We start from the raw sequence: 12811 nt of genomic DNA, 5'->3' as shown, positions 1-12811 counted from the left end.
TCTGAGGCATGAGCACCGACATTCCCCGCGAGCCCTCCGCCGTCGATCGCGTCGCCGAGCGCTGGGTCGACACGCTGGTCGATCTCGACCCGACCCTCGGCACCGCGATCGGCCGCTCAGAGGCGAACGGCCGGTTGGGCGACTACTCGCCCGACGGCCTCGAACGGGTCCGCGCCGCGACAGCCGCTGCTCTCGCCGAGCTCGAGCGCACCCAGCCGCTCGACGACGTCGATGTCGTCACCGTCGCCGATCTGGGCGCCGGGCTGCGGCTCTCGCTTGAGGCGCACGACGCCGGCTTGGCACTGCGCGACATCAACGTCATCGCCTCGCCCGCTCAGGAGCTGCGCGACGTCTTCGATCTGATGCCGACCGACGACGTCGCCGACTGGGAGGCGGTCGCCGAGCGCCTCCTCGCTCTGCCTGCCGCTGTGGCGGGCTACGCCGAGACCCTCCGCGAAGGCATCCGCACTGGAGTGGTGCCGGCGCGCCGGCAGGTGGCGCTCGTGGCCGAGCAGGCCGAGAAGATCGCCGCCCCGCGCGGCTTCTTCGCCGAGCTGGCCGCCGAGGCCGCGCCTGCCGCCGGTTCGCTGCCCGCCTCGCTCGCGCAGCGACTCGAGGACGCCGCACGCCGCGCCTCCGCCGCCTACGGCGGGCTCGCGCAGTTCCTCCAGAATGAGCTCGCCCCCGCGGCCACCGAGCAGGACGCCGTCGGCCGGGAGATGTACGCCCTGCACTCCCGTCGGTTCCTCGGTGCCGTCGTCGACCTCGACGAGACGTACGAGTGGGGGATCGAGGAGCTCGCCCGGATGACCGCCGAGCAGGAGGCGATCGCCCGCGAGATCCTGCCTGGCGCTTCCGTGGCCGAGGCCATCGCCCACCTCGACACCGATCCGGCGCGCACGCTGCACGGCGTCGAGGCCCTGCAGCGCTGGATGCAGGAGACGAGTGACCGCTCCGTCCGCGAACTCGCCGGCACGGCGTTCGACATTCCGGAGGAGGTGCGCCGTCTCGAGTGCCGGATCGCACCCACCCACGAGGGCGGCATCTACTACACCGGCCCGAGCGACGACTTCTCCAGGCCCGGCCGGATGTGGTGGTCCGTGCCGACCGGTGTGACCGAGTTCGCGACCTGGCGGGAGCTGACCACGGTCTATCACGAGGGAGTACCCGGCCATCACCTGCAGATCGGGCAGGCCGTCCACAACCGTGCGCGGCTCAACACCTGGCGCCGTCAACTGGCGGGGACCTCGGGCCACGCCGAGGGCTGGGCGCTCTACGCCGAGCGCTTGATGGAACAGTTCGGCTACCTCGACGATCCGGCCGACCGGCTCGGGATGCTCGACGGCCAGCGGATGCGCGCCGCCCGCGTCGTCCTCGACATCGGCGTGCACCTGCAGAAGCCGATGCCCGGCTCCGGAACGGCGTGGACCGCCGAGTCCGCGCTCGAATTCCTCCGCGGGAACGTGAACATGGATGACGCGTTCGTGCGTTTTGAGGTGAACCGCTACCTCGGCTGGCCGGGTCAGGCGCCGTCCTACAAGATCGGTCAGCGGATCTGGGAGCAGCTGCGCGACGAGGCCGAGGCCCGAGAGGGTGCCGCCTTCTCACTCGCCGCGTTCCACAAGCGCGCACTCGATCTCGGCGGAGTCGGCCTCGACACGCTGCGCACGAGCCTCGCCGGCTGAGGACCGACCACCGCCGGAGATTGCCACCCGCCTCCCGGTCCGGCTACGCTGGGGTGTCACATCTGTGGCGTCGCCGTGCCTGCGGCGCGCGAGGAGGGCCGGCCCGCCGGTCGTGCCGATCGTCGCCTCCGGGCCGGAGTCACCCTCCTCACCATCGCAGTGGTCACCACTCCGCTGAGCCGACAGGCCGGCCGGTGCCCGCAGCCCGAGACCCATCCATCCTGGAGCATCCCTTAATGACAACCGCAACGACCGACAAGGCAACCAAGCAGGTCGCGATCAACGACATCGGGTCTGCTGAAGACTTTCTTGCCGCGGTCGAAAAGACACTGAAGTTCTTCAACGACGGAGACCTCATCGAAGGCACCGTCGTGAAGATCGACCGCGACGAGGTCCTCCTCGACGTCGGGTACAAGACCGAGGGTGTCATCCCCTCGCGCGAGCTCTCCATCAAGCACGACGTCGACCCGTCGGAGGTCGTCAACGTGGGCGACAGCGTCGAAGCCCTCGTCCTGCAGAAGGAGGACAAGGAGGGTCGTCTGATCCTCTCGAAGAAGCGCGCCCAGTACGAGCGCGCCTGGGGCGACGTCGAGAAGATCAAGGAGTCCGACGGTGTCGTCACCGGCTCGGTCATCGAGGTTGTCAAGGGGGGTCTCATCGTCGACATCGGCCTGCGCGGCTTCCTCCCGGCCTCGCTCATCGAGCTGCGACGCGTGCGCGACCTCACGCCGTACCTCGGCCAGGAGATCGAGGCGAAGATCCTCGAGCTCGACAAGAACCGCAACAACGTGGTCCTGTCGCGTCGCGCGCTCCTCGAGCAGACGCAGTCCGAGAGCCGCACCACGTTCCTGAACAACCTGCACAAGGGTCAGGTCCGCAAGGGCGTCGTGTCCTCCATCGTCAACTTCGGTGCGTTCGTCGACCTGGGCGGCGTCGACGGTCTCGTGCACGTCTCCGAGCTGTCGTGGAAGCACATCGAGCACGCCTCCGAGGTCGTCGAGGTGGGCCAGGAGGTCACCGTCGAGATCCTCGAGGTCGACCTCGACCGCGAGCGCGTGTCGCTCTCGCTCAAGGCGACCCAGGAGGACCCGTGGCAGGTCTTCGCCCGCACCCACGCGATCGGTCAGGTCGCGCCGGGCAAGGTCACGAAGCTGGTCCCGTTCGGTGCGTTCGTCCGCGTCGCGGACGGCATCGAGGGCCTCGTCCACATCTCCGAGCTGTCAGGCAAGCACGTCGAGCTCGCCGAGCAGGTCGTGTCGGTCGGTGAAGAGGTGTTCGTCAAGGTCATCGACATCGATCTCGATCGTCGCCGTATCTCCCTCTCGCTCAAGCAGGCGAACGAGGGCGTCGACCCGGAGGGCACGGAGTTCGATCCCGCGCTCTACGGCATGGCGACCGAGTACGACGAGCAGGGGAACTACAAGTACCCCGAGGGCTTCGACCCCGAGACCAACGAGTGGCGCGAGGCTTCGAGACCCAGCGCGAGGCCTGGGAGCTCGAGTACGCCTCGGCTCAGGCTCGCTGGGAGGCCCACAAGGCGCAGGTCGCCAAGTCGCAGGAGGAAGCGGCCACCGTCTCCGAGGGCGTCTCGGTCGGTGCCGGGTTCACCGGCGAGTCGACCACCGGAGGCACTCTCGCCGACGACGAGTCGCTCGCCGCACTCCGCGAGAAGCTCTCCTCGAGCAACTGATTGCGAGCACCACGCATCGAACGGCCGGTCCCCTCGGGGCCGGCCGTTCGGCGTCTCCGGAGCAGTGGCTAGGCTGGTCCAGTGCATCTCGTCGCGCTCACCGGAGGCATCGCTTCGGGCAAATCCACCGTCGCCCGTCGACTCGCCGAGCGCGGGGCCGTGGTGGTCGACGCCGACCGGCTCGCCCGAGAGGTCGTCGAGCCGGGTGAGCCCGCACTGGCGGCCATAGCCCAGCGCTTCGGACCCTCCGTGATCCGCTCCGACGGATCTCTCGACCGTGCGGCGCTCGGGGCGATCGTGTTCTCGGATGAGGCTGCTCGAGCCGACCTGAATGCGATCACCCACCCGGCGGTGACTCTCCGCTCGCAGCGCCTGTTCGCGGAGGCGTCCACGGCGGATCCTGACGCCGTCGTGGTCTACGACGTCCCCCTTCTCGCCGAGGGTCGAGGCGCAGGGGAGTTCGACGAGGTCGTCGTGGTGCACGCCCCGCAGGAGGTCCGCGTCGAGCGCCTGGTCGCTCTGCGCGGCATGACGGAGGAGGAGGCGCGCGCCCGGATCTCGTCGCAGGCGAGCGATGAGGAGCGGCTGGCCCTCGCCGACGTCGTGATCGATTCCTCCGGAACCCTCGAGGAGACGCTCGCGCGGACGGACGCGCTCTGGGCGAACCTCGCACGCTGACCCCGTGCGATCCGCAGGGCGTCCGTGCACGGGAGCGCTTGCCTCGCTGTACCCGGTCGACGGGTGACGGGATCCCTGCCGCTCGAGCGGTTCGAGACGTCGGGGGCAGGAGTCCGTTCGCCGGAAGCGCACCAGAGCTCTCGTGTCGGTGGTCGCGGCTACGCTTCGAACCATGGAGCCAACCCGTGCCGTGCACCCGTTCGAGGTCGTCAGCGAGTACAAGCCGAGCGGTGACCAGCCGGCGGCGATCGCCGACCTGAGCGCCCGGATCAACGCCGGAGAGACCGACGTCGTCCTCCTCGGCGCCACCGGAACCGGCAAATCGGCGACCACCGCCTGGCTCGTCGAGGCGGTGCAACGCCCGACGCTCGTGCTGGCCCACAACAAGACGCTCGCCGCTCAGCTCGCCAACGAGTTCCGCGAGCTCTTCCCGAACAACGCTGTCGAGTACTTCGTCTCGTACTACGACTACTACCAGCCTGAGGCCTACGTGCCCCAGACCGACACCTTCATCGAGAAGGACAGCTCGGTCAACGCCGAGGTCGAACGGCTCCGACACTCCACCACCAACTCGCTCCTGAGCCGTCGCGATGTGATCGTCGTGTCCACCGTCTCCTGCATCTACGGCCTCGGTCAGCCCGAGCAGTACCTCGAAGCGATGGTGGCGCTCCAGGTCGGCCAGCGAGTCGATCGCGACCGGTTGATCCGCAAGTTCGTCTCGATGCAGTACGCCCGCAACGACGTCGACTTCGCCCGCGGCACCTTCCGGGTGCGGGGCGACACGATCGAGATCATCCCGATGTACGAGGAGCTCGCGATCCGGATCGAGATGTTCGGCGACGAGATCGAGGCGCTCTACACGCTGCACCCGCTCACCGGCGACATCGTGCGCAAGCTCGACTCCGTGTCCGTGTTCCCCGGCTCGCACTACGTCGCCAGCCAGGACGTCATGCACCGCGCGATCGACACCATCCAGCAGGAGCTCGAGGTGCGGCTGGCCGACCTCGAGAAGCAGAACAAGCTCCTCGAGGCGCAGCGGCTGAGGATGCGCACGACGTTCGACCTCGAGATGATGCAGCAGATCGGCTTCTGCTCCGGCATCGAGAACTATTCGCGGCACATCGACGGCCGTGAATCGGGCGAGGCGCCGCACTGCCTGCTCGACTACTTCCCGGACGACTTCCTCGTCGTCATCGACGAGTCGCACGTCACGGTGCCACAGATCGGCGCGATGTACGAGGGTGACGCCTCTCGGAAGCGCACGCTCGTCGAGCACGGCTTCCGCCTGCCCTCGGCGATGGACAACCGCCCGCTGAAGTGGGAGGAGTTCAAGACCCGTGTCGGGCAGACCGTCTACCTCTCGGCCACGCCCGGCCGCTACGAGATGGGGATCGCCGACGGGATCGTCGAGCAGATCATCCGCCCGACGGGTCTCATCGACCCCGAGATCGTCGTGAAGCCGACCAAGGGCCAGATCGATGATCTCCTCGAGGAGATCACGCGGCGCACCGAGCGCGATGAGCGCGTGCTCGTCACGACGCTGACCAAGCGGATGGCGGAGGAGCTCACCGACTTCCTCACCGAGGCCGGCGTGCGCGTCCGCTACCTCCACTCCGATGTCGACACGCTCCGCCGGGTCGAGCTCCTCTCGGAGTTGCGCGCCGGGGTGTACGACGTCCTCGTCGGCATCAACCTGCTGCGAGAGGGCCTCGACCTGCCAGAGGTCTCGCTCGTCGCGATCCTCGACGCCGACAAGGAGGGCTTCCTCCGCTCGTCCACCTCGCTCATTCAGACGATCGGGCGAGCGGCCCGCAACGTCTCGGGTGAGGTGCACATGTACGCCGACAAGATCACCGACTCGATGCGCCTCGCCATCGACGAGACCGATCGCCGGCGCGAGAAGCAGGTCGCCTACAACCTTGAGCACGGCATCGATCCCACACCGCTGCGCAAGAAGATCGCCGACATCACCGACGCGCTCGCGCGTGAGGGAGCCGACACCGCGAAGCTTCTGGCCGGCCGCGACTCCACGAAGAAGAGCCCGACGCCGAACCTCCGCCGACAGGGCCTCGCGGCCAACGGAGGCAACGATCTCGAGGAGATCATCGCCGACCTCAACGGCCAGATGCTGCAGGCTGCGGGCGAGCTCAAGTTCGAGTTGGCCGCGCGTCTGCGCGACGAGGTCCAGGAGCTCAAGCGCGAGCTGAGGCAGATGGAGAAGGCGGGTCACCTCTCGTGATTCTCCAGACGAGAGGCCTCGGGATCAGCGTCCAGCGAACGTCGCGGGCGATGTCGGTGGCTCCGCTTACACTTTCGGAGTGTCGATCCTGAACGCCGTTACGGACCCCTCCTCCACCCCGTCCCCCTCGCTCCACCGCTTCGTGTCCTCGCTCGACGAGTCCGTCTCGAAGCTGGTGGTGAGCGGCGCCCGAGTACACAATCTGCAGAACGTCGACCTCGAGATTCCGCGTGATTCGATGGTCGTGTTCACCGGTCTGTCGGGCTCGGGCAAGTCGTCCCTCGCCTTCGACACGATCTTCGCGGAGGGCCAGCGCCGGTACGTCGAGTCCCTCTCGGCCTACGCCCGGCAGTTCCTGGGACAGGTGGACCGGCCCGATGTCGATTTCATCGAGGGACTCAGCCCCGCGGTGTCGATCGACCAGAAGTCGACGAACCGCAACCCGCGCTCGACGGTCGGCACGATCACCGAGATCTTCGACTACATGCGGCTGCTCTGGGCGCGCATCGGCGTGCCGCACTGCCCGATCTGCAGCGAGCGGATCTCGGCGCAGACCGTCCAGCAGATCGCCGACCAGCTGATGGAGCTCGAGTCCGGCACCCGGTACCAGATCCTCAGCCCCGTCGTCTCCCAGAAGAAGGGCGAGTTCGTCGACCTCTTCAAGGAGCTGACAGCCGGCGGCTACTCGCGCGCGCTGGTCGACGGGAAGCTCATCCAGCTGAGCGAGCCACCGACCCTCAAGAAGCAGTTCAAGCACGACATCTCGGTCGTCGTCGACCGCCTCGTCGCGGGGCCCGACATCCTCGGCCGCCTGACCGACTCTCTCGAGACCGCCCTGCGCCTCACCGACGGGATCGTGCAGATCAACTTCGTCGACGGCGAGGGCGACGGCGCGTGGACCACCTACTCCGAGAAGCTCTCCTGCCCCAACAACCACCCGATCTCCCTCACCGAGATCGAGCCGCGCACCTTCTCCTTCAACGCGCCGTTCGGAGCGTGTCCCGAGTGCTCCGGTCTCGGGACGCGCATGTCCGTCGACGACGAGCTGCTCCTGGGCGACCCCGATCTCAGCATCGCCGAGGGCGTCATCATCCCGTGGACGACGCAGGGCAAGGGCCTCTTCCAGTACTACGAGAAGCTTCTCGACGGCTTGGCGCGCGATCTCGGGTTCTCACTGTCCACCCCGTGGAAACGCCTCAGCACCGAGGTGCAGCAGGCGGTCCTGCACGGGGACAACTTCGAGGTCAAGGTCAAGTGGAAGAACCGCTACGGCCGAGAGATGAGCTATACCTCGGGTTTCGAGGGCGTCGTCCCCTACATCGAGCGCCAGTTCGTCCAGGCCGAGACCGACGTCCAGCGCACCCGCTGGTCCGAGTTCCTCCGCGAAGTGCCCTGCCCGGTCTGCAAGGGCTCGCGCCTCAAGCCCGAGGTCCTCGCCGTTCTCGTGCACGGTGCCAGCATCGCCGACGTCGCCGACCTAAGCCTCGGTGACGCCCAGGAGTTCATGAGCCGACTCGAGCTGACCGACCGCGAGGCCCACATCGCCGCTCAGGTCCTCCGCGAGATCCGCGCCCGCATCGACTTCCTCATCGAGGTCGGCCTCAACTACCTCAACCTCTCTCGCGCCGCGGCCTCCCTGTCGGGCGGTGAGGCACAGCGCATCCGCCTCGCGACCCAGATCGGCTCAGGCCTGACGGGCGTGCTCTACGTCCTCGACGAGCCCAGCATCGGCCTGCATCAACGAGACAACCGTCGACTGATCGACACCCTGATCAAGCTGCGCGATCTCGGCAACACGCTGATCGTGGTCGAGCACGACGAGGACACCATCCGCACCGCCGACTGGATCGTCGACATCGGCCCGGGAGCCGGAGTCAACGGCGGCACGGTCGTCCACTCAGGCTCCTACGAGTCCCTGCTCGAGAACACGCACTCCCTGACGGGGGACTACGTCTCGGGCCGGAGGGCGATAGAGGTTCCGAAGAAGCGTCGCAAGATCGACCGCAGGCGCATGATCAAGGTCGTCGGCGCGAACGCCAACAACCTTCGCAAGGTCGATGCCGAGTTCCCGTTGGGCACCTTCGTCGCGGTCACCGGCGTGTCGGGTTCGGGCAAGAGCACGCTCGTCAATGACATCCTCTACCGGGTGCTGGCCAACCAGCTCAACGGTGCGCGCAAGGTGCCGGGCAAGCACACCCGCGTCACCGGGCTCGAGAACCTCGACAAGGTCGTGCACGTCGACCAGAACCCGATCGGCCGCACTCCGCGCTCGAACCCCGCCACCTACACGGGCGTCTTCGATCGCATCCGCAATCTCTTCGCCGAGACGACGGAGGCGAAGGCGCGCGGCTACCTCCCTGGCCGGTTCAGCTTTAACGTGAAGGGTGGTCGCTGCGAGGCCTGCTCGGGAGACGGCACGATCAAGATCGAGATGAACTTCCTGCCCGACGTCTACGTCTCGTGCGAGGTTTGCGGCGGAGCGCGCTACAACCGGGACACGCTGTCCGTCCACTACAAGGGCAAGAGCATCGCGGAGGTCCTTGACATGCCGATCGCCGAGGCCGCAGGGTTCTTCGAGCCGATCACCGCGATCCACCGCTTCCTCAAGACCCTCGTCGATGTCGGCCTCGGCTACGTCCGCTTGGGACAGAGCGCGACCACGCTCTCCGGAGGCGAGGCGCAGCGGGTCAAGCTCGCCACCGAGCTGCAGCGTCGCTCCAACGGCCGCAGCGTCTACGTGCTCGACGAGCCGACGACGGGCCTGCACTTCGAGGACGTCCGGAAGCTCCTTCTCGTGCTCAACGGCTTGGTCGACAAGGGCAACACCGTGATCACCATCGAGCACAACCTCGACGTGATCAAGTCGGCGGACTGGCTGATCGACATGGGCCCCGAGGGTGGCGCGGGCGGCGGCCAGGTGGTCGCGGTCGGCACACCCGAGCATGTGGCCAAGGTCGAGGGGAGCCACACGGGCATGTTCCTGGCCGAGATCCTCGGCTGAGCGTGGCGACGGACGAGCGCGAGGAATGACCCAGACAGTCGACTTCCGGCCGAAGCCGGGCGAGATCCCTACACTCCCCGGGGTGTACCGCTTCAGGGACTCCCGGGGCAGGGTGCTCTATGTGGGCAAGGCCAAGAACCTCCGCGCCCGCCTGAGCAACTACTTCGCTCCGCTGCCGAGCTTGCACGAGCGCACCCGGAGGATGGTCACGTCCGCCTCGGGCGTCGAGTGGACCGTCGTCGGCACCGACGTGGAAGCGCTCCAGCTCGAGTTCACCTGGATCAACGAGTTCGATCCTCCCTTCAACGTCAAGTTCCGAGACGACAAGTCGTATCCCTATATGGCGGTGACCCTGGGGGACGAGGCACCGCGGGTGATGGTCACCCGCAACGCCAAGATCCGTAAGGCCCGCTACTTCGGGCCCTACCCCAAGATCTGGGCCATCCACGAGACCATCGACCTGATGATCAAGGCCTTCCCCATACGGACCTGCAACGACTCGAACTACAAGCGCGCGATGCAGAGCGGCAAGCCCTGCTTCGCCTCCCAGATCGGTCGTTGCGGCGGGCCGTGCTCGCACCGCGTCACCTTCGCCGAGCATCGCGAGATGGTCGACCGCTTCGTCGCCTTCATGGGCAGTCACGACCGGCGGATGATCGGCGAGCTCGAGAAGGAGATGCGCGAGGCAGCGGCCGACTTCCAGTACGAGCGGGCCGCGAAGCTGCGCGATCAGGCATCCGCCCTCGACGCCGTTCTCGCCAAGAGCGCGGTCGTGCTGAAGGACAACGTCGACGTCGATCTCTACGCCATCGTCCACGACGAGCTCGCCGCCTCGGTGCAGCAGTTCCGCGTCCGCGGTGGTCGGATCCGTGGCGAGCGGGGCTGGGTGGTCGACAAGGAGCTCGACATGAGCACCGCCGAGCTGGTCGACACGGCACTCCAAGCTGCTTACGAGACCGGTGACATCCCACCCCGAGAGGTCGTCGTCCCCGAGCTCCCGGACGACACGGACGCCCTCGAGCAGTGGCTGAGCGGGCTCCGCGGCACGAACGTGCGCCTGCGCGCCGCTCAACGCGGTGACAAGGCCGCCCTGCTCGAGACGGCGACCCAGAACGCCCGGCACTCGCTCATGCTCTACAAGACCCGCCGTTCGGCCGACTTCACCGCCCGCACCCAGGCGCTGGAGGACATCCGCGACGCCCTCGGGATGGAAGAGGCGCCTCTGAGGATGGAGTGCTACGACGTCTCGCACCTCAGCGGCACGAACATCGTCGCGTCGATGGTGGTCTTCGAGGACGGCCTCCCTCGCAAGGACCAGTACCGCCGCTTCTCGATCGCGGAGTCGTCCGACGACACGGAGTCGCTCCACCAGGTGCTGACCCGCAGGCTGGCCTACCTGCGCGAGCCGGCCGAGCCCGCGGGCATCGATCCGGAGACGGGCGAGGCGAAGCGGCGCCGGTTCTCCTACCCGCCGCAGCTGCTGATCGTCGACGGCGGTCAGCCCCAGGTGGCCGCGGCCCAGCGCGCGCTCGACGAGTCAGGAGTGTCCGGGATCACCCTGTGCGGTATCGCCAAGCGGCTCGAGGAGATCTGGCTGCCCGACTCCGACTTCCCCGTGATCCTGCCCCGCAACAGCGACGCACTGTTCCTCTTCCAACGGATCCGCGACGAGGCGCATCGATTCGCCATCACGCATCAGAGGCAGCGCCGCAAGCGCGACATCTCCTCTCAGCTGGCGGAGGTCTCCGGACTCGGTGCCGCGCGGGTGCGCGATCTGCTCAAGCACTTCGGCTCGGTCACGCGTCTACGCGAGGCGAGCGACGCCGAGATCGCGGAGGTCAAGGGCATCGGTTCGACCCTGGCCGCGGCGATCCACGCGCACCTTCATCCGGACGGGGCGCCCGTCCGGGGCACGCCCTAGGCTGGAGGCCCGCCCTCCGGGGGAGGCGGCCGGTGCCCCGCACCGATCACACGAGCAGACACGAGCACGGAGAGCGCATGAGCACGGAGAGCGAGCAGCAGGACGTGCTGATCGTCACGGGGATGTCCGGTGCCGGCCGATCGACGGCCGCGAACGCGCTGGAGGACCTCGGCTGGTACGTCGTCGACAATCTGCCGCCGCAGATGCTGCGGCCGCTCGTCGACCTCGCTCAGCGCGCGGGGGACACCCTCCCGAAGATCGCCGCCGTCGTCGATGTGCGTGGACGCGACTTCTTCGCTGACCTCGGTGAGATCGTCCGGGAGCTCCGTGCAGGGGTCGACCTTCGGGTGGTGTTCCTCGAGGCGACCGACGCAGCTCTCGTCCGACGCTTCGAGCAGGTGCGTCGGCCGCATCCGCTCCAGGGTCGGGGGACACTGCTCGACGGCATCTCGGCCGAGCGGGCCAGACTCGCCCAGTTGCGAGAGTCGGCCGACATCGTGATCGACACCTCCGACCTCAACATCCACCAGCTCGCCACGAGCATCACCGAGCGGTTCGCGGAGGCCGGCCGGGCCGGGCTCCAGATCACGGTGATGAGCTTCGGCTTCAAGTACGGGCTGCCGACCGACGCCGACATGGTCGCGGACGCGCGGTTCCTGCCGAACCCCTACTGGATCCCGGAGCTGCGCCCGCACACGGGTCTCGATGAAGAGGTGAGAGACTACGTGCTGGCCCAGCAGGGCGCCGAGGAGTTCATCGACTCCTACTCTCGTGCTCTGCGCCCCGTGCTCGACGGCTACCAGCGCGAGAACAAGCGCCACGCGACCATCGCCGTCGGCTGCACGGGAGGCAAGCACCGCTCCGTCGCGGTGGCCGGCCGCATTGCGGCCCGGCTGGCCGAGCTCCCGGGTGTCGTCGTCAACGTGGCGCATCGCGACCTCGGCCGAGAATGATCACCGCGCGCTCCGCCGCGCACCCGACGTAAGGAAGACTCCGTGGCCCTCACCGCAGACGTCAAGGGCGAACTGGTCGCGATCGTCTCGCGCAAGAACACCGTCCGTGCCGCCGAGCTGGCGACCATCCTCCGCTTCTCCGGAGGACTGCACATCATCTCGCATCGCCTCGCAGTCGAGGTCGAGCTCGATTCGGCTCCCCTGGCGACCCGTGTCCGACGTGACCTCGCCGAGCTCTACGGCGTGCGGAGCGAGGGAAGCATCGTCTCGGCCGGCGGATCCCGGCGGACCACGAGCTGGCTCGTCCGCGTCGTCGAGGGCGGCGATACGCTCGCGCGCCAGACGGGCCTGCTCGACCAGCGCGGCCGGCCCGTCCGAGGCCTCCCCAACCGGCTGACCACGGGCTCCCGCGAGGAACTGGCCGCCGTCTGGCGTGGCGCGTTCCTGGCGCAGGGCTCGCTGACCGATCCCGGCCGCTCCGCAGCGCTCGAGGTCGTCTGCCCCGGCAACGAGGCGGCGATGGCCATCGTGGGCGCAGCGGGGCGTCTCGGCATTCAAGCGAAGTCGCGTGAGGTGCGCGGCGTGCACCGCGTGGCGTCCGCGACGGCGAGAGCATCAGCGCGATGCTGACGCTGATGGGAGCG

Annotated in this window: 6 protein-coding genes and 2 pseudogenes; all 8 read left to right on the top strand. The window is 68.1% G+C overall.

All coding sequences use genetic code 11. From position 1 onward, the window contains the following. Positions 1–8 precede the first annotated feature (8 nt). Positions 9–1685 carry a DUF885 domain-containing protein gene (locus ACH61_RS01890; RefSeq protein WP_068207896.1) on the top strand — a complete coding sequence of 559 codons (1677 nt, stop codon included), beginning with the start codon at positions 9–11 and terminating at the stop codon, positions 1683–1685. Positions 1686–1921: 236 nt separating this feature from the next. Next, positions 1922–3375, top strand: a pseudogene (rpsA, locus tag ACH61_RS01885) (30S ribosomal protein S1). A gap of 81 nt (positions 3376–3456) precedes the next feature. Beyond that, positions 3457–4053 (top strand): dephospho-CoA kinase, encoded by a 597-nt coding sequence (gene coaE, locus ACH61_RS01880; RefSeq protein WP_068207893.1) that lies wholly within the window; start codon positions 3457–3459, stop codon positions 4051–4053. Between the two features lie 172 nt (positions 4054–4225). Then, positions 4226–6292, top strand: a complete 2067-nt coding sequence (gene uvrB, locus ACH61_RS01875; protein ID WP_068207890.1) for an excinuclease ABC subunit UvrB — start codon at positions 4226–4228, stop codon at positions 6290–6292. 142 nt (positions 6293–6434) lie between these two features. After that, positions 6435–9293, top strand: coding sequence for an excinuclease ABC subunit UvrA (uvrA, locus tag ACH61_RS01870; RefSeq protein ID WP_068207937.1), 2859 nt, complete (start codon positions 6435–6437; stop codon positions 9291–9293). 25 nt (positions 9294–9318) lie between these two features. Then, on the top strand, positions 9319–11214 hold the full coding sequence (gene uvrC / locus ACH61_RS01865) for an excinuclease ABC subunit UvrC (protein WP_068207887.1): 1896 nt from the start codon (positions 9319–9321) through the stop codon (positions 11212–11214). A gap of 77 nt (positions 11215–11291) precedes the next feature. Continuing rightward, the gene (rapZ, locus tag ACH61_RS01860) at positions 11292–12167 is read left to right on the top strand and encodes an RNase adapter RapZ (protein WP_068207884.1); all 876 of its coding nucleotides are present in this window, start codon (positions 11292–11294) and stop codon (positions 12165–12167) included. Positions 12168–12209: 42 nt separating this feature from the next. Continuing rightward, positions 12210–12811 (top strand): annotated as a pseudogene (gene whiA, locus ACH61_RS01855) (DNA-binding protein WhiA); the annotation flags it as partial.

Source organism: Rathayibacter tanaceti (assembly GCF_001634385.1).
Classification (GTDB): domain Bacteria; phylum Actinomycetota; class Actinomycetes; order Actinomycetales; family Microbacteriaceae; genus Rathayibacter; species Rathayibacter tanaceti.
This window is presented reverse-complemented; position numbering and strand designations above follow the sequence as displayed.